Here is an 18,294-nt window from a genome sequence, read left to right on the forward strand (position 1 = left end):
TCGTGGGGGCCACGCTAGCGGGGCCGCTTTAACGTTCCCTAAAGTCTTGGGAGCCATGTGCCCAAGCTTCTTGCGATGCAGCGCCCGGGGCCTTAAAAGCAAGCGTTTCCCTGACATGACTGGTCGTGGCCCGAAAAGGGTGATCCACGACGCCTGCATAGGAGCTGATGATGTCCTTTCTCGCCGCTGCGCTCGACCGTGTGAAGCCGTCCGCGACCATCGCGGTCACGGACAAAGCGCGCGTCCTCAAAGCGGCGGGGCGCAACGTCATCGGGCTGGGCGCCGGCGAGCCGGATTTCGACACGCCCGACAACATCAAGCAGGCCGCGATCAAGGCGATCCAGGACGGCAAGACCAAGTATACCGCGGTCGACGGCATCCCCGAGCTGAAGGAAGCCATCATCGGCAAGTTCCAGCGCGAGAACGGCCTGACCTACAAGCCGAACCAGGTGATCGTCGGCGTCGGCGGCAAGCAGGTGCTGTACAATGCGCTGATGGCGACCATCAATCCCGGCGACCAGGTGATCATCCCGGCGCCGTACTGGGTCAGCTATCCCGAGATGGTGGCGCTCGCCGGCGGCGAGCCGGTGCCGGTGGTCTGCACAGCCGCGCATGGCTTCAAGCTGCAGCCGGAGGCGCTGGAGAAGGCGATCACGCCGAAGACCAAGTGGCTGATCCTGTGCTCGCCGTCGAACCCGACGGGCGCGGCCTACACCAAGGCCGAGCTGAAGGCGCTCACCGAGGTGCTGGTCAAGCATCCGCATGTCTGGATCATGACCGACGACATGTATGAGCACCTCGTCTATGACGACTTCGTGTTCACCACGCCGGCGCAGGTCGAGCCGTCGCTGTACGACCGCACGCTGACCGTGAACGGCGTCTCCAAGGCCTATTGCATGACCGGCTGGCGCATCGGCTATGCCGGCGGCCCGGCGCAGCTGATCAAGGCGATGGCGACGATCCAGTCGCAGTCGACCTCCAACCCGTGCTCGATCGCGCAATGGGCTGCCGTCGAAGCCTTGAATGGTCCGCAGGACTTCATCCCGGCGAACAACAAGGTGTTCAAGGAGCGCCGCGACCTCGTGGTCTCGATGCTGAACCAGGCCAGCGGCATCGAATGCCCACGCCCCGAGGGCGCGTTCTACGTCTATCCGTCCTGTGCCGGCACGATCGGCAAGACCGCGCCGTCGGGCAAGGTGATAGACAATGACGAGGCCTTCGTCACCGAGCTGCTGGAGACCGAGGGCGTCGCGGTGGTGCACGGCTCGGCATTCGGCCTCGGCCCGGCATTCCGCATCTCCTACGCGACCAAGACCTCCGACCTCGAGGACGCCTGCAAGCGCATCCAGCGCTTCTGCGGCAATTTGAGGTAATCGGGCAACAGCGACCTTTGAATCTCTAAAGGTCAATTTCCGCACAGAAAGGCGCCATGTTTTGAACATGGCGCCTTTCTTTTGTCCGGGATCAAGTTGCGTGGCGTAAGGTTGGAGTTCGATGCGGCTGCTTGTGCTGTCGATCGTGGCGATGGTGATGCTCGTGCCGCTCGCGCAGGCCCATCAGGGCCGCCCGATGCGTGCGGGGGTTCTGGAGTGCGAGGGCCGCCGGACGGCCGGCAAGCTCGTGATGTCACAGGCCCGTCTGCGCTGCGTCTTCCGCAGCCAGGGCCGCGCGCCGGAGCGTTATGTCGCCAAGGTCCGCCGCTACGGTCTCGATCTCGGACTGACGGATCAGACCCGGATGGCGTGGGCGGTGTACGCGCCCGTCAACGATTTCGGCCGCAGCGAGCTGCGCGGGCGCTATGGCGGATTGTCGGCCAACGCCGCCGCGCTGGTCGGCTTCGGCGGCAGCTTCCTGGTGCGCGACACCGATCGCGCCACCCAACTGCAGCCGATCAGCCTGCAGGGGCAGACCGGCATGAACCTCGCCGCGGGAATCACCGAGGTCGAGCTGGTGCCGCTGCTGCCGATCCATCCGAGCCCGAGCCAGCCCTCGTCCTACTTCTCGCGCTACTATCGCTGAGCACGGCGACAATGCCTCGCAGCCGCGCTGCGCTGGTCGAGGCCGTGAGTCGTTCAGCCAGATGAACGGCGCGCCGCTTCTGGTGCGGCTGTAAGCCTTGTGGCATAGATGTGATGGCTCGTGATCATCAGTCCCGATCACCGAGCGCCGCATCACATGTTCATTTCAGCCGGAGTTTTATTCATGCGCTCGACCATCCTCGCCGGGCTCACCGCTGCGGCCGTCCTCTGCATCGGCGGCGCTGCCCAGGCGCAAGATCGCGTGCGGGTCGGCGTCCTCGAATGCCGCGGCGGCGCCAGCGTCGGCTTCATCGTCGGCTCGGTCACCCATCTCGGCTGCGTGCTGCGCGCCGACGGGTTGCCGGAGGATCGCTACGTCGCGACCATCCGCAAGGTCGGCCTCGATCTCGGCATCACCCAGGAGTCGCTGCTGGCCTGGGTGGTCTATGCCCCGGTCGCGCGGCTCGGGCCGGGCGATCTCTCCGGCGACTATGCCGGTGCGCAAGGATCGGCCGCGGTCGGCGTCGGAGTCGGCGGCAACGTGCTCGTCGGCGGCTCCGCCAACTCGATCGCGCTGCAGCCGCTCAGCGTCCAGGGCCAGGTCGGCATCAGCGTCGCGGCGGGGCTGCAAAGCCTCGAATTGCGCCCGGGTCGGTGATCTTCCCTTTGCCGTGAACAGCGCTCTTCCCGCCATCGTGCGGGAAGACGGTGGGATCCCCGCACTGCAGCAACGTTTTTGGCAGGCCGCCTGCTTGCCAAAGCGGCAGCCGAGGCAGAGCATTCGGCTTTGCCGACCCAATCAAGGGCCGAGCTCCACAACGAGGAGGCGGCGAATGGGACAAGACCTGAGAAGTCCCCGAGGTCCACGGTGCATCGCGCTGGTGGGCCCTTTCCAAAGCGGTAAAACCACTCTCTTGGAGGCGATCCTGGCGCGGACGGGCGCGATCCCGCGCGCGGGCAGCGTCGACGCCGGCACATCTGTCGGCGATGCCAGCCCGGAGGCGCGCCAGCACAAGATGAGCGTCGCCATGACGGCGGCGACGACGACCTTCATGGGCGACAGCTACACCTTCCTCGACTGTCCCGGCTCGATCGAGTTCATCCACGACATGCGCGCCGCGCTGCCGGCGGTCGATGCCGCGATCGTGGTCTGCGAGGCCGATGAGAAGAAGCTGCCGCAACTGCAGATCATCCTGCGCGAGCTCGAGGAGCTGCGCATCCCGCGTTTCCTGTTCCTCAACAAGATCGACCGCGCCAATGCGCGCATCAGGGAGACGCTCGCGACCTTGCAGCCGGCCTCGCGCGTGCCGCTGGTGCTGCGCCAGATCCCGATCTGGAACGGCGAGCTGATCGAGGGCTTCGTCGACCTCGCATTGGAGCGCGCCTTCATCTATCGCGAGCACAAGGCCAGCGAGGTGATCGCGCTCGAAGGCGGCGATCTCGACCGTGAGAAGGAGGCGCGCTTCTCGATGCTGGAGAAGCTCGCCGATCACGACGATTCGCTGATGGAGCAGCTGCTGGAGGACATCCCGCCGCCGCGCGACGCCGTGTTCGATGATCTCGCGCGCGAATTGCGCGAGGGACTGATCTGCCCGGTGCTGCTGGGCTCGGCGCTGCGCGAGAACGGCGTGCTGCGGCTGATGAAGGCGCTGCGCCACGAGGCGCCCGGAATCGCCGAGACCGCGCGGCGGCTCGGTGTGAAGGACACCAAGGAGGCGCTCGGCTATGTCTTCAAGACGCTGCATCTGCAGCATGGCGGCAAGCTGTCATTGACGCGGGTGCTGTCCGGCCATCTCGATGACGGCGCGACGCTGCATGCCGCCTCGGGCGAGGCGGCGCGCGTGTCCGGCATCCTGGCTGCCACCGGCGCCTATGACAGCAAGCGCGCGGGCGCCGAGGCCGGGGACACGGTGGCGCTCGGCAAGCTCGATGCGGTCAAGACCGGCGATACGGTTGCGACCGGCAAGACGGCGCCATCGCCGCTGGCAAAGGTGGAGGCGTGCCCGCCGGTGCTGGCGCTCTCGATCGCCGCCGTGGACCGCAAGGACGACGTCAAGCTCGGCCAGGCCTTGCAGCGGCTGCATGAGGAGGATCCGTCGCTGACCATGGTGCAGAACCCGCGCACCCACGACACCGTGCTGTGGGGGCAGGGCGAGATGCATCTGCGCGTTGCGCTGGAGCGGCTGCGCGACCGTTTCGGCGTCAACGTCAAATCGCACCAGCCCGCGATCGGCTATCAGGAGACCATCCGCAAGCCGATCACGCAGCGCGGCCGCCACAAGAAGCAGTCCGGCGGGCACGGCCAGTTCGGCGACGTCGTGCTCGACATCAAGCCGCTGCCGCGCGGCGAAGGCTTCCGCTTCGCCGAGAAGGTGGTCGGCGGCGCGGTGCCGCGCAACTACATCCCGGCGGTGGAGGAGGGTGTCGTCGACGCAATGGCCCGCGGCCCCCTGGGCTTTCCGGTGATCGACGTCGAGGTGACGCTCACCGACGGCTCCTATCACAGCGTCGATTCGTCCGACCTCGCGTTCCGCACCGCGGCGCGGGCCGGCGTCAGCGAAGGCCTGCCGCAATGCGCGCCGGTGCTGCTGGAGCCGATCCATACCGTCGAGATCGTCTGCCCGACGGAAGCGACCGCCAGGATCAACGCGATCCTGTCGGCGCGGCGCGGCCAGATCCTGTCCTTCGATACCCGTGACGGCTGGCCGGGCTGGGACTGCGTGCGGGCGATGATGCCGGAGGCGGAGATCGGCGAGTTGATCGTCGAACTGCGCTCGGCCACGGCGGGCGCCGGCAGCTTCACCCGCCAGTTCGACCACATGGCTGAGGTGACCGGCCGCGCCGCCGACCACATCATCGCCTCCCACCGCGACGCCGCCTGAGCCGAACGCTCCGCGCCGAGTAACACCGGCCCGTCATCCTCGCTCGGGATGGCGGGCCGGATCGCGTCATGGCCGTCGCTCGCGCGCGCAGGGGACGGACGGCGAGGGCCGGGTTCCAGCTTGCATCCGAGCTCAGTTTATGATGTATTTTACATCATTGTCTTTGTCTCAGACATCATTTATGGTGTCTGCCACGTGAGGCCATCGTGATCACGTCGTTCCAGATGCGGGCAGCGCGAGCGCTGCTCGGGATAGATCAGAGAACCTTGGCCGAGCTGGCCGGCGTGTCGCTGCCGACGATCCAGCGGATGGAAGCCTCCACGGGCAACGTCCGCGGCGTGGTGGACTCGCTGACCAAGGTCGTCGATGCGCTCAATCGTGCGGGCGTGGATCTGATCGGTGAGCATTCCCGCAGTGAGAATGGCGGGCGTGGTGTTCGCCTGAAGGACCCGGGGCCGCCTCGCCGCATGGGCCGTCAAACTGACATTGTGCGCGATGACGCGAGCTAGGCTCATCGCGCGCCACGGGGCTCCTGAGCGCTTCGTGTGGGACGCATCGTCGGCTGCGCCGCGGTCCGATGAGGCGACGGGAGCGTGGTCGGCATGAGCATCGCAAACGAACACCGTTCGCACGGGCGGGTCGGACATCATGAGCCGACCTTCGCCGAGCTCTATTCCCCCAAGCTCCTGACGGTCTTGCGCGAGGGCTACGGCCTCAGCGACTTTCGTGCCGACGCGCTGGCGGGCCTGACGGTAGCGATCGTGGCGCTGCCGCTGTCGATGGCGATCGCGATCGCCTCCGGTGTCTCGCCGGGGCGCGGCCTCTACACCGCCGTGGTCGGCGGCTTCCTGGTTTCGCTGCTCGGCGGCAGCCGCTTTCAGATCGGCGGTCCCGCGGGTGCCTTCATCGTGCTGGTCGCTGCGACGGTCGATCGCCAGGGTCTCGATGGCCTGCTGATCGCGGCGATGATGTCCGGCGTGATGCTGGTGATCGCCGGATATCTGCGGCTCGGCACCTACATCAAGTTCATTCCCTATCCGGTCACGGTCGGCTTCACCGCGGGCATCGCCGTCATCATCTTTGCCAGCCAGCTGAAGGATCTGTTCGGTATCACGCTTGCGGGCAAGGAGCCGGGCGAGCTGATTCCGAAGCTCGCGGCGCTCGCGCATGGTGCGCCGACCGCGACCATGCCTGCGGTCGCGACGGCCGCGCTGTCGATCGCGATCATCGTCGGCCTCAAGCATCTGCGGCCGACCTGGCCCGGCATCCTGATCGCGGTCGTGGTCGCCGCCATCATCACCTACGCGCTGCAGCTTCCCGTCGAGACCATCGGCACCCGCTTCGGCGGCATCCCGCGCGAGCTGCCGGCACCGGCGCTGCCGGCGTTTTCGCTTGCCAAGATCCAGGCGGTGTTTCCCGATGCGATTGCCTTCACGCTGCTCGGGGCGATCGAGTCGCTGCTCTCGGCCGTGGTCGCCGACGGCATGACCGGCCGCCGCCATCGCTCCAACTGCGAGCTGGTGGCGCAGGGCTTTGCCAATATCGGCTCGGCCTTGTTCGGCGGCATCTGCGTCACCGGAACCATCGCGCGCACCGCGACCAACGTCCGCGCCGGCGCGCGCGGGCCGGTGTCGGGCATGCTGCATTCGCTGTTTCTTTTGGTGTTCATGCTGATCGCAGCGCCGCTGGCGAGCTACATCCCGCTCTCGGCGCTTGCCGCGGTGCTCGTCGTTGTCGCCTGGAACATGGCCGAGAAGCACGAGTTCGCCACCCTGATCCGATCGTCCTGGGGCGATGCCACGGTGCTGCTCGCAACCTTCGGGCTGACGATCTTCCGCGATCTCACCGAGGGCATCCTGGTCGGCTTCGCGCTCGGCGCCGTGCTGTTCATCAACCGCATGGCGCAGATGACCGGCGTCGAGGGCGGGTCGCCTCTGGCCGCAAAGGACCGCGCCGACTTCGAGGATGAGGCGCGGGTACCGTACAATCCGAAGCTCAGCGCCGACAAGGACGTGCTGGTCTATCGCATCACCGGCGCGTTCTTCTTCGGCGCCGCCTCGACCGTCGGCACCGTGCTCGACTCGATCGCCGACCGCCGCAAGGCCTTCGTGGTCGACTTCGCAGCGGTGCCGTTCCTGGATTCGACAGCCGCCAACGCCATGAGCCGCGTCGCCGCCAAGGCCAGGCGCCAGGGCATCCGCCTGTTCATCACCGGCGCATCACCGACCGTGCGCCGGGCGCTGCTGACCCACGGCGTGCGGCCGCCGCTGGTGCGCTTTCGCGAGACCATCGAGCGCGCGGTCGCCGACATCAAGGGCAAGGAGACGCCGCAGGAGGACATCTCCGACGGGCTGGCGGCGAGCTGAGTCCGGCCTCGCGCGCCGGTCCCCACCGAGGCGCACCGACGGCCGGCTTCGTCGTCGCGGCCGGTTCGACCGGCCCGCAGCATTGACTCCGGCCGGAGCTTGTCCGATGTCACGGCCATGACCGTCGCCGCCAAACCCCGCGCCGCGTGCCTGATCGGCTGGCCTGCCGCGCATTCGCGCTCGCCCCTGATCCATCATCATTGGCTGCACGAGCTCGGCATTGCCGGCGGCTACACCATCGAGGCGGTGCCGCCGGAAGAGCTTGCGGATTTCGTCACGCATCTCGACCGCCGCGGCTTCGTCGGCGCCAATGTCACCATTCCGCACAAGGAGCGCGTGCTGGAGCTGACCGAGCCGGACGCGCGCGCCCGTGCCGTCGGCGCCGCGAATACGTTGTGGTACGAGGACCGCATCCTGCGGGCCACCAACACCGACGTCGAAGGCTTCATCGGCAACCTGGATGCCGCCGCCCCGGGCTGGGACCGCACCGACGAGGCGCTGGTGCTCGGCTCCGGCGGCTCGGCGCGGGCCGTCGTGTTCGGTCTGCTCGAGCGCGGCATCGGCCGCGTCCATGTGGTCAACCGCACCGCTGCGCGCGCGCAGGCGCTGGCCGATCAGTTCGGCGACCGGGTCGTTGCCGAAGGCTGGGATCGCGTCGGCGCGCTACTGCCGCGCGCGGGCCTGTTCGTGAACACCACCTCGCTCGGCATGCACGGCCAGCCGCCGCTCGAGCTCGACGTCGATCTGCTGTCGCCGCACGCCGTGGTCGCCGACCTCGTCTACGTGCCACTGGAGACGCGATTGCTCGGCGCCGCGCGATCGCGGGGCCTGCGCACCGCCGATGGGCTCGGCATGCTGCTGCACCAGGCGGTGCGCGGCTTCGAATTGTGGTTCCACCGCCGCCCCCAGGTCACGCCCGAACTGCGCGCGTTGGTCGAGGCTGATCTCACAAGGGCTTGAGTGTGGAATGAGCGGCCCTCTCCGGCGTTTCACTCGTCAGATGCCCGCGTCTCCGATACGAGCGCGGAACGCGTCTCTCGAGCCCTCGGAGTTTTCAGCATGTCTGCCCGTCTCGTTCTGATCCGTCCGGTCGCCGCGCTCGCAATGGTTGCGGCGGCGTCGCTGACCGCCATCGCGCAGCAGGCGCCAGTGCCGACGCGCGTGCGCGGCGCCATCGAAAGCGTCGACGCCGATACCATGACGGTGAAAGCCCGCAGCGGCGAGATCTTCAAGCTCCGCATGGCCGGTGATCTGCGCGTCTCGGGTGTCGTCAAGGCGCAGCTTTCCGACATCAAGCTGGGCTCGTTCATCGGCGCCACCACGGTGCCCGGCCCGGACGGCGCGCCGAAGGCGGTCGAGATCCACATTTTTCCCGAGGACATGCGCGGCACGGGCGAAGGCTCGCGGTCGTGGGACCTGAAGCCGAACTCGAGCATGACCAACGCCACCGTATCCGAAAGCTCGGTCTCGACCGACGGTCATACGTTGCTGGTCAAGTACAAGGGCGGCGAGAAGCGCGTCGACATCGCGCCGGACACGCCGATCGTCACCTTCGTGCCGGGCGACAAGTCCGAGCTGAAAGCCGGCGCCAAGGTGATCGCGATCGTCAAGCCGTTGCCTGACGGTTCGCTCGAGACCAGCCGCGTCAGCGTCGGCCGCGACGGGCTGACGCCGCCGATGTAGGCGGCGCCGCGAGCACGGTGCGCTCCCTCTCCCCTTAGACCCTCGACCCAACTCCGCCTAATCCGCCAGCACCTTGCGGTCGATCTCGGCCACCGTGTTGACGCCGCACAGGCCCATCGTCGTCAAGAGCTCGTTGCGGATGATGTCGATGGCCTTGGCGACGCCGGCCTGGCCGCCGGCGCCGAGGCCGTAGGCATAGGCGCGGCCGAGCATGCAGGATTTGGCACCGAGCGCGAGCGCACGCATCACGTCCTGGCCGGAGCGGATGCCGCCATCGAACATGATCTCGATCTTGTCGCCGACCGCTTCCGCAATGCCGGGCAGCACGTGGATCGAGGACGGCGCGCCGTCGAGCTGGCGGCCGCCGTGGTTGGAGACGACCATCGCCTGCGCGCCGGTCTCGACCGCGAGCTTGGCGTCCTCGATGTCGTGGATGCCCTTGATGATCAGCTTGCCCGGCCAGATCGAGCGGATCCAGTCGACGTCCTTCCAGTTCAGCGAGGTGTCGAACTGCGCCGCGGTCCAGGCCGAGAGCTTGGTCAGGTCCTCGGTGTTCTTCACGTGGCCGGCGATGTTGCCGAACGTCCGGCGCTTGCCCTGCAGCACGCCCTGCACCCAGGCCGGCCTGATCGCGAAATCGAACAGCTTCGACAGCGTCCATTCCGGCGGCACGCTCATGCCGTTCTTGATGTCCTGGTGACGCTGGCCGATCACCTGCAGGTCGACGGTCAGGCATAGTGCGCTGCACTTCGCGGCGATCGCGCGCTCGACCAGGGCCTTGATGAAGCCGCGGTCCTTCATGACGTAGAGCTGGAACCAGAACGGCTTCTCGACGCTAGCAGCGATGTCCTCGATCGAGCAGATCGACATCGTGCTCTGCGTGAACGGGATGCCGGCGGCCTGCGCCGCGCGGCAGGCGTGAATCTCGCCGTCGCCATGCTGCATGCCCAGGAGGCCGACCGGCGCCAGGATCAGCGGCATCGACGCGGGCTCGCCGAGGATCGTCGTCGACAGATCGCGCTTGGACACGTCGACCAGGATGCGCTGGCGGAATTTGATCTTCTGCAGATCGTCGCGGTTGGCGCGCAGCGTCTCCTCGGCATAGGAGCCGCGATCGGCGTAGTCGAAGAAGGCTTTGGGCACGCGGCGCTTGTGCAGCAGGCGCAGGTCTTCAATGCAGGTGACGTGTTTCATCGCGGTCTTCGGCTCCCCACCGGCGTCTCGTTTCTTAAGGCTGGGGCAGTCATCTAGCATCTTTGCGGCGCCTGCCAAATCCAACTTGGGAACCGCAACGGCGTCTGGGCAAGGCAGGGCAAACTGCGCGCGTCACGCAACACGACGTCGGGGCTGCCGGAGCGAGCACATTCCGGCTGCGGCGGGCTCCGGCGGGCGAGCCCTCCGGAGCCGTCAGGTCGAATGAAAAATTAGCCTTAACAACGGCTTACAGAGGCTATGGCGGTTTCGTGGTAATGATTCATCATATTTTTTGAAGCCATCTTAGCCTTAAGGCGACTATAACCCGCGGGCTGACCGGCAGGGCGGCTCCCGTGATTCGCACCCGCCGGTAACGAAATCCAGAAGCCGTTGCTGGGGGTCATATGAGCCGTAACTATTTCGGGACCGATGGGATTCGTGGCCGCGCCAACGGCCTGATCACGCCGGAACTCGCGCTCAAGGTGGGGCAGGCCGCAGGTCTTCTGTTCCAGCGCGGCGAGCACCGCCACCGCGTGGTGATCGGCAAGGATACGCGCCTCTCCGGGTACATGATCGAATACGCCATGGTGGCCGGCTTCACCTCGGTCGGCATGGACGTGCTGCTGGTCGGCCCGATGCCGACGCCGGCGGTCGCGATGCTCACCAAGTCGATGCGCGCCGATCTCGGCGTCATGATCTCGGCTTCGCACAATCTGTTCGAGGACAACGGCATCAAGCTGTTCGGGCCGCAGGGTTTCAAGCTGTCCGACGATGTCGAGAGGCAGATCGAGCAACTGCTCGATGAATCGCTCGACAAGAAGCTGGCGCAGAGCGCGAGCCTCGGCCGCGCCCGCCGCATCGACGGCGTGCACGATCGCTACATCGAATTCGCCAAGCGCACCCTGCCGCGCGACCTCTCGCTCGACGGCCTGCGCGTCGTGGTCGATTGCGCCAACGGCGCGGCCTACAAGGTCGTGCCCGAGGCGCTGTGGGAGCTCGGCGCCGACGTGATCTCGATCGGCGTCGATCCGGACGGCTTCAACATCAACAAGGAATGCGGCTCGACCTCGCCGGAGGCGCTGTGCCGCAAGGTGCGTGAGATGCGCGCCGACATCGGCATCGCGCTCGACGGCGACGCGGATCGCGTGATCCTGGTCGATGAGCGCGGCCACATCGTCGATGGCGACCAGCTGCTCGCGGTCATCGCGCAGAGCTGGAAGGAGGACGGCCGCCTGGCGCGCGCCGGTATCGTCGCGACCGTGATGTCCAATCTCGGTCTCGAGCGCTTCCTGCAGGGGCAGGGGCTCGAACTGGTGCGCACGCCGGTCGGCGACCGCTACGTTCTCGAGCGCATGCTGGCCGACGGCTACAATCTCGGCGGCGAGCAGTCGGGCCATATCATTCTCTCGGACTACGCGACCACGGGGGACGGCTTCGTCGCTGCGCTGCAGGTGCTGGCGACGGTGCAGAGGCTGCGCCGTCCGGTGTCCGAGGTCTGCCACCGCTTCGATCCGCTGCCGCAGATCCTCAAGAATGTGCGCTATCGCAGCGGCAAGCCGCTCGACGCGGACGAGGTGAAGTCGGCGATCGATACCGGACAGAAGCGCCTCAACGGTCATGGCCGACTGCTCGTGCGCTCCTCCGGGACCGAGCCGGTGATCCGCGTGATGGGCGAGGGCGACGACCGCGACCTGGTCGAGGAGGTCGTCGACGAGATCGTGGCCGCGGTGGGCAATGCGGCGGCTGCTGCCGCCTGATCGCCGGCGATCATATTTTCGATCATGGCCTGTCATCGTCAGATGGCAGGCCTTTTTGCTGGCTCACGATCTTCTCGCGTCCGAGTACGTCGCCAGGATGCTTCTGATCGCGTCGTTCAACCATTTCGTACGACGGATCGGTATTTGGAAGGCATGGCTTCGCCATGAGCCGGGCCGGTCGACTAATTAGTTCGCATTGCCTGCATCGCCCGGCGCAGCCGCTAACGATCTGTTAGGATGAGTTGTCCGGCCGTTAACGGTTCCCGCTCGCTCATGGAAAATCAACCTTAATTATTAGGGTTAAGCGCCGCTTAAGCATTTGGTGCGATTGTACGGCCGTCAGTTGTGATGTGGGGCCTGGTTCTCGATTGCCTCACCGGCCAAAGGGACGAAGCCAATGCGTAGCGTTATGTCTTTGATCGCCGCCGGAGCGGCCTCTCTGTTTTCCACTCTGGCCTTTGCGGCCGACATGCCCATCATGCCGCCTCCGGTCTACGCGCCGCCGCCGGCGGCCGATTTCGGCGGCTGGTATCTGCGCGGCGACATCGGCTTCAGCAATCAGAAGGTCAAGGACGTCCATTATTCGCGCGAATCCGCCTACACGCCGATGACGTCGTTCAACCAGACCTCGGCGTTCGATACCGCGGGCATCTACGGCGTCGGCGTCGGCTATCGCTTCAACAGCTGGTTCCGCGCCGACGTCACCGGACAGTATCGCGGCAATTCGAACTTCAAGGCCACCGACCGCTTCAACGCGACCGCGGGCGGCGTGCCCTATAGCGGCATCGACAATTACAGCGGCAGCAAGTCGGAATGGCTGGTGCTCGCCAACGCCTATGTCGATCTCGGCACCTGGTGGTGCGTGACGCCGTTCATCGGCGCGGGCGTCGGCGGCGCGCGGGTGACGGTCTCGAACTTCACCGACACCGGCATCAACAACCTGCCGTTCACGACCACGAGTTTCGCGACGGCGCCGACCTCCTCGAAATGGAATTTCGCCTGGGCGGCCCATGCCGGTCTGGCCTACAACGTCAATCCGAACCTGGTGCTGGAGCTGGCCTACAGCTATGTCGATCTAGGCCAAGGCCAGACCGGCGTCCTGTCCGACTACGTCGGGAACACCACCGGCAACGTATTCAAGTTCAAGGACATCACCTCGCACGACCTGAAGCTCGGCGTGCGCTGGAATTTCGACCAGCCGCCGCCGCCGCCGATGCCGGCCCTGATCCGCAAGGGCTGAGCCGAGCGGTCGCCCTCACTGCAAATCGAACGAACGGCGCGGGCGTCCCGCGCCGTTTCGCGTTTCTGATCGGGCGAAGCGCGCGCGTTTTCGCTGAAAGAATTTCCGTGCAGAGCGCTGCGACAACGAATGATTAAGGTTAACGCGCGATGATCGGAACAGAGAGTCAAGTGCTGATTGGAGCGTTGCGATGCGTAGCCTGGTGGTGGCGGTTTCGGTGTGCGGCATGATCTCCGCGGCCCAGGCCGCGGACTTGTCCGACCTTCCGATCCTGCGCGGCGGCCTGACCGAGGGCCTGAACAATTCGCGGGTCAACTGGGACGGCTACTATGTGGGCGTCCAGGGCGGCTACGGCTCGTCCGATGAGAATTTCAACGGCTCGACCAAGAACATGACGGCGGCGGTGTTGGCCAACACGCTGATCGAGAGCCAGATGCAGGTCTCGTCCTGGAACCCGAACCTCGGCAAGCAATCCTCGCGCGCATCGGGCTTCGGCGCCTTCGTCGGCTACAACAGTCAGTGGGACGACGTCGTGCTCGGCGTCGAGGCGAGCTATCTGCACGGCAAATACGGCGGCATGGCCTCTTCGAGCCGCACGCTCGTCAGCACGGCCGCACTGACCGACGGCAACTTCCACGCCGTGACGTCGACGCAGTCCTCGCAGATCTCGATCACCGACATGGCGACGATCCGCGGTCGTGCCGGCTATGCGATGGGCTGCTTCCTGCCCTACGCATTTTTCGGCCTTGCACTCGGCAACGCAGATATCGGCCAGTCCGTGACGGTTCAGGACCGGGTCAGCACGACCTTTCTCGGCACCTACACGCCGCTTGCGCCGCTCAGCGCCAACAACCTTCAGCACAATCACCTGATCTACGGCTACAGCGCCGGTCTCGGCGTCGACGTCAATCTGGTCGGCGGCCTGTTTGCGCGGGCCGAATACGAATACGTCCGCTTCACCTCGACGGTCGACACCAGCATCAATACGGTGCGCGCGGGCCTCGGCTACAAGTTCTGAGCTGATTGCAAGCCTGTCCTGTATGCCGATGTCCATCAGCATCCGTCCTGCGCAGCGCGACGACGTCGCTGCCATTGTCGCCATGCTCGCCGACGATCATCTCGGCCGGGCGCGCGAGCGCCTCGAGCAGCCGTTGCCGCAGTCCTACTACGACGCGTTCGAGACGATCGCGCGGGATGGGAACATCACCCTGATCGTTGCCGAGGAGGCGGGCCGGGTGGTCGGCTGCCTGCAACTCTGCATCCTGCCCGGGCTCAGCTCGCAAGGTGCGTCGCGCGCGCTGGTCGAGGACGTCCGCGTCGCCACCGACCGCCGCAGCCGCGGCATCGGCGAGCAGCTGCTGCAATGGGCGATCGCCGAGGCGCGCAAGCAGCGCTGCAATCTGGTCGAGCTGATGACGCATCAGAGTCGCACCGACGCGCAGCGCTTCTACGAGCGGCTCGGCTTCGCCAAGAGCCATTTCGGCATGGTGATGCGGTTCTGATCAGCGCGGCAGGCGGTAGGCCGCGACGGCGTTCGGGCCGAACGCCTTGTCGCGGATGTCCGAGCCGAGCCGCATCAGGCACTGCTCCAGCGCCTGCTTGATTTCGCCGTAGCCGCCGGCGAGCAGGCACACCGGCCAGTCCGAGCCGAAGATCAGCCTGTCGGCGCCGAAGCAGCGCGCCACATGTGTCACATAGGGCTGCAGCCGCTCCGCGTCCCAGTCGGTCCAGACGGCTTCCGTGGCGAGCCCCGACACCTTGCACCAGACATTGCCACAGGCCGCGAGCTCGACGATGCGATCGGCCCAGTCCTGATCGAAGCCGGTTGCGATCGGCGGCTTGGCCGCGTGGTCCAGCACGAAGCGCGCTCTCGGAAAAGCGCGCACCGTCGCAATCGCCGCCGGCAGCTCCCGCGTGCGCACCAGCAGATCGTATGTCAGGTCGTGCGCGAACACGACGTCGAGGCCACGCCTGACGTCGCCGCGAAAGATCCATGCCGGGTCGGCCTCGTCATGGACCTGGTGGCGGATGCCGACCAGCCTGTCCCCGCCGGGCAGGCCGCGCAGCCGGTCGATCGTTGGTCCCACCGATGGATCGGTCAGGTCGACCCAGCCGACGACACCGGCGACGAACGGCGTCGCATGGGCAATGCGCAGGAATTCCTCGGTCTCGTCGAGCGACGACCGGGTCTGCACCAGGATGCTGGCGTCGAGACCGTTCTCGGCCAGCAGCGTGGCGAGATCGGCGGGACCGAACGGCCGGCGGATCGGCGCCAGCGCGTCACCGGCCATCCATGGATAGTCGGCGCGACCGGGATCCCAGAAGTGCTGATGCGCATCGATGACGCGGCTCATGGCGCCTCTCCCGGCAGCGGCGCGCGGGCGTCGACCAGGTCGCTGGCGCGCAGGTCGCGCCAGAACGCGGGCGGGATCGGCGCGTGCGCCAGCGCGATGTTGTCGGCCGCCTCCTGCGCATTGCGCGCGCCCTGCAGGCCGACGGTCACCGCGGGATGGGCCAGGCAGAACTGGATCGCGGCCGCCTTGAGCCCGATGCCGTGCTGCCTGCACAGCACATCGAGCTGGCGCGCCCGCGCCACCAGGGCGGCATCGGCATCCTCGTAGTTGAACTTCGCCGGCCCATGAGGGTTGGCGAGGATGCCGCTGTTGTAGATGCCACCGAGAATGATGGCGATGTTCTGCCTCTCGCAGATCGGAAACAGCGCCGTCAGCGCGCCCTGGTCGAGCAGCGTGTAACGGCCCGCCAGGAGAAAGCAGTCGACCGGAACGGCTTCGGCAAAGCGCGCCAGCATCTCGGACTGGTTCATGCCGGCGCCGATCGCCTTGATGCTGCCGTCGTCGCGCAGCCGCTGCAGCGCGCGAAAGGCGCCGGCCACGGCCTCGTCGTAGTGATCGTCGGGATCGTGCACGAGCAGGATGTCGATGCGATCCAGGCCGAGCCGGACCAGGCTCTCCTCGACCGAACGCATCACGCCGTCATGGGAGTAGTCGAATTGTGGCCGCAGCGGCGGCGTGCCCTTGTAGTGCGGGTCTTCGCCCGAGGCCGTCGGGTCCGGCCGCAACAGCCGGCCGACCTTGGTCGAGATCACGTAGCTGTCGCGCGGCTGCCGGCGCAAGAACGCGCCGAGCCGCTGCTCGGCGAGGCCGAAGCCGTACAGCGGCGCGGTGTCGTAGAAGCGCACGCCGCGCGACCACGCCGCGGCGATCGTGGCTTCGGCATCGCCATCGCTGACCGGCGCGAACAGGCCGCCGAGCGGCGCCGTGCCGAGGCCGAGACGGGTGATGTCGAGCGAGCTCCTCCCGAGACGGACGCGTTCCATTCTTCTATCCTTGTTGTTCGGCGCGTGCAGATCGCGTCATTGTGCATGGATGCGTTCGACGAAACAATGACGTCGCATGGTGCAGCACAACGAAGAGGAGGGGACGATGTCGGCGATCAATCCACTGACGGCCTTCGGAGTCGTGCTGGCGACGGCGGCGACCGACGCGGTCTACGTGATGTTCACGTCGGCGGTCGTCGCCAAGCGGCGCGTATCGGCCGCGACCTGGAGCTCGATCTGGTACATGCTCTCGTCATTCGCCGTGATCAGCTACACGGAGAACTGGATCTACGTCGCGTTCGCTGCGGTCGGCTCCTGGATCGGCGCCTACGCCTCGATGACCTTCCTGCATCGTCCTCCGGCTGGCCAGTCGCCCGTCGGTGCCGCGCCGGAATGAATTGCATTCGCTTGCATGCCAGCACGACTGCGTGAACGCCGGCGCGAGCGCGCGAAGTTCCTTGACGCGGAACGACCCTTCCCGTAATCACCGGGGCGGGACACCTCCCCCCAACGGGAGGCTTACTATCTGGAAGGATAGACGATGACTGCAGCGAAGCCCTCGCAGCGGCCTGTTGTGCCGCATTTCTCCTCCGGCCCCTGCGCCAAGCGTCCCGGATGGACCTCCGAAAATCTCAAGGACGCTCCCCTCGGCCGCTCGCATCGCGCGAAGGTCGGCAAAGCCAAGCTCAAGCAGGCGATCGAGCTGACGCGCGACGTTCTCGAAGTGCCGGCCGACTACAAGATCGGCATCGTGCCCGCGTCCGACACGGGTGCGGTCGAGATGGCGCTGTGGTCGCTGCTCGGTGCGCGGCCCGTCACCACGATCGCCTGGGAATCGTTCGGCGAAGGCTGGGTCAGCGACATCATCAAGGAGCTCAAGCTCAAGGATGTCACCAAGCTGCATGCCGGCTATGGCGAGATTCCGGATCTGTCGAAGGTCGATCCGGCCAGCGACGTCGTCTTCACCTGGAACGGCACCACCTCGGGCGTCCGCGTTCCCAACGCCGACTGGATCAGCGCGACGCGTGAAGGCCTGACCATCTGCGATGCGACCTCCGCTGCATTCGCGCAGCCGCTTGACTGGCCGAAGCTCGACGTCGTTACCTTCTCCTGGCAGAAGGCGCTCGGCGGCGAGGCCGCGCATGGCATGCTCATCCTGTCGCCGCGCGCAGTCGAGCGTCTCGAGACCTACAAGCCGGCCTGGCCGCTGCCGAAGATCTTCCGCCTCACCAAGGGCGGCAAGCTCAATGCCGGCATCTTCGAGGGCGAGACCATCAACACGCCGTCGATGCTGTGCGTCGAGGACTATCTGGATGCGCTCACTTGGGGCAGGTCGATCGGCGGCCTGAAGGCGCTGATCGCCCGCGCCGACGCCAACACCAAGGTGCTGGCCGACTGGAAGGCGCGGACGCCGTGGATCGACTTCCTGGCGCAGGATCCCGCGATCCGCTCCAACACCTCGGTGTGCCTCAAGGTCATCGATCCCGCGATCACATCGCTGTCGGCCGATGCCCAGGCGGAGTTCGCCAAGAAGCTGGTGGCGCTGGTCGAGAAGGAAAACGCCGGCTTCGACTTCGCACACTATCGCGATGCGCCGGCTGGCCTGCGCATCTGGTGCGGCGCCACGGTGGAAGCCAGCGACGTCGCGCTGCTGACGCAGTGGATCGACTGGGCGTTCGCCGAGGCCAAGGCCGCGCTGCCGAAGGCCGCCTGAGGCGCTCCGCGTAGGGTGGGCAAAGGCGCAACGCGCGGTGCCCACCAATTATCTCACCTGACGCGAGAGAGCGGTGGGCACGCTTCGCTTTGCCCACCCTGCA

General features: G+C 66.6%; 17 protein-coding genes. 14 read left to right on the plus strand and 3 right to left on the minus strand.

Translation table 11 applies throughout. The annotated features are described in order from the left end of the window. Positions 1–170: 170 nt before the first annotated feature. The 8 genes from ACQR2C_RS12840 to ACQR2C_RS12875 all read left to right on the plus strand — a co-directional run bounded on the left by ACQR2C_RS12840 (position 171) and on the right by ACQR2C_RS12875 (position 8,949). Positions 171–1,373, plus strand: coding sequence for a pyridoxal phosphate-dependent aminotransferase (locus ACQR2C_RS12840; protein ID WP_316177606.1), 1,203 nt, complete (start codon positions 171–173; stop codon positions 1,371–1,373). 121 nt (positions 1,374–1,494) lie between these two features. Beyond that, on the plus strand, positions 1,495–2,019 hold the full coding sequence (locus tag ACQR2C_RS12845) for a DUF992 domain-containing protein (protein WP_315803311.1): 525 nt from the start codon (positions 1,495–1,497) through the stop codon (positions 2,017–2,019). A 183-nt stretch (positions 2,020–2,202) separates the two neighbouring features. Next, positions 2,203–2,676 carry a DUF992 domain-containing protein gene (locus ACQR2C_RS12850; RefSeq protein ID WP_315803312.1) on the plus strand — a complete coding sequence of 158 codons (474 nt, stop codon included), beginning with the start codon at positions 2,203–2,205 and terminating at the stop codon, positions 2,674–2,676. A 175-nt stretch (positions 2,677–2,851) separates the two neighbouring features. Then, positions 2,852–4,900: an elongation factor G gene (locus tag ACQR2C_RS12855; RefSeq protein ID WP_434881275.1), complete on the plus strand. Its 2,049-nt coding sequence runs from the start codon at positions 2,852–2,854 to the stop codon at positions 4,898–4,900. Positions 4,901–5,106: 206 nt separating this feature from the next. Then, positions 5,107–5,409: a helix-turn-helix domain-containing protein gene (locus tag ACQR2C_RS12860; RefSeq protein ID WP_315757334.1), complete on the plus strand. Its 303-nt coding sequence runs from the start codon at positions 5,107–5,109 to the stop codon at positions 5,407–5,409. Positions 5,410–5,502: 93 nt separating this feature from the next. Beyond that, the gene (locus ACQR2C_RS12865) at positions 5,503–7,266 is read left to right on the plus strand and encodes a SulP family inorganic anion transporter (protein ID WP_316177611.1); all 1,764 of its coding nucleotides are present in this window, start codon (positions 5,503–5,505) and stop codon (positions 7,264–7,266) included. 117 nt (positions 7,267–7,383) lie between these two features. After that, positions 7,384–8,226, plus strand: a complete 843-nt coding sequence (locus ACQR2C_RS12870) for a shikimate dehydrogenase (protein WP_316177613.1) — start codon at positions 7,384–7,386, stop codon at positions 8,224–8,226. Between the two features lie 144 nt (positions 8,227–8,370). Further along, positions 8,371–8,949: a hypothetical protein gene (locus tag ACQR2C_RS12875; protein ID WP_315803494.1), complete on the plus strand. Its 579-nt coding sequence runs from the start codon at positions 8,371–8,373 to the stop codon at positions 8,947–8,949. 57 nt (positions 8,950–9,006) lie between these two features. Here the strand turns inward: ACQR2C_RS12875 and ACQR2C_RS12880 are convergent, their stop codons facing one another. Next, on the minus strand, positions 9,007–10,143 hold the full coding sequence (locus tag ACQR2C_RS12880) for an alpha-hydroxy acid oxidase (protein WP_316237586.1): 1,137 nt from the start codon (positions 10,141–10,143) through the stop codon (positions 9,007–9,009). A gap of 404 nt (positions 10,144–10,547) precedes the next feature. Between ACQR2C_RS12880 and glmM the strand changes: the two genes are divergently transcribed. From glmM to ACQR2C_RS12900, 4 genes are all read left to right on the plus strand, one after another. Then, a complete protein-coding gene (gene glmM / locus ACQR2C_RS12885) occupies positions 10,548–11,900 on the plus strand; it encodes a phosphoglucosamine mutase (protein WP_315803317.1) in 1,353 nt (450 codons plus the stop codon). Positions 11,901–12,297: 397 nt separating this feature from the next. Beyond that, complete coding sequence (locus ACQR2C_RS12890; protein ID WP_316217483.1) at positions 12,298–13,140, plus strand: outer membrane protein; 843 nt, start codon at positions 12,298–12,300, stop codon at positions 13,138–13,140. A gap of 190 nt (positions 13,141–13,330) precedes the next feature. Next, entirely contained in the window at positions 13,331–14,158 is an 828-nt protein-coding gene (locus tag ACQR2C_RS12895) for an outer membrane protein (RefSeq protein ID WP_315803319.1), read from the plus strand. A 28-nt stretch (positions 14,159–14,186) separates the two neighbouring features. Next, a complete protein-coding gene (locus tag ACQR2C_RS12900) occupies positions 14,187–14,642 on the plus strand; it encodes a GNAT family N-acetyltransferase (RefSeq protein WP_434881276.1) in 456 nt (151 codons plus the stop codon). Here ACQR2C_RS12900 and ACQR2C_RS12905 read toward each other — a convergent pair whose 3' ends face one another. After that, on the minus strand, positions 14,643–15,494 hold the full coding sequence (locus ACQR2C_RS12905) for an amidohydrolase family protein (protein WP_434881277.1): 852 nt from the start codon (positions 15,492–15,494) through the stop codon (positions 14,643–14,645). Then, on the minus strand, positions 15,491–16,477 hold the full coding sequence (locus tag ACQR2C_RS12910; RefSeq protein ID WP_434881278.1) for an aldo/keto reductase: 987 nt from the start codon (positions 16,475–16,477) through the stop codon (positions 15,491–15,493). Before ACQR2C_RS12910 ends, ACQR2C_RS12905 begins: the two co-directional genes overlap by 4 nt. Positions 16,478–16,583: 106 nt before the next feature. Here ACQR2C_RS12910 and ACQR2C_RS12915 point away from each other — a divergent pair, with 106 nt between their 5' ends. Together ACQR2C_RS12915 and ACQR2C_RS12920 are read left to right on the plus strand one after the other, a co-directional pair. Further along, positions 16,584–16,874, plus strand: coding sequence for a hypothetical protein (locus tag ACQR2C_RS12915; protein ID WP_315803323.1), 291 nt, complete (start codon positions 16,584–16,586; stop codon positions 16,872–16,874). A 144-nt stretch (positions 16,875–17,018) separates the two neighbouring features. Next, positions 17,019–18,191 carry a phosphoserine transaminase gene (locus ACQR2C_RS12920; protein WP_434881279.1) on the plus strand — a complete coding sequence of 391 codons (1,173 nt, stop codon included), beginning with the start codon at positions 17,019–17,021 and terminating at the stop codon, positions 18,189–18,191. The last annotated feature ends 103 nt before the right edge of the window (positions 18,192–18,294 follow it).

It is taken from the genome of Bradyrhizobium sp. HKCCYLRH3061 (assembly GCF_051168015.1).
In the GTDB taxonomy this organism is placed as follows: domain Bacteria; phylum Pseudomonadota; class Alphaproteobacteria; order Rhizobiales; family Xanthobacteraceae; genus Bradyrhizobium.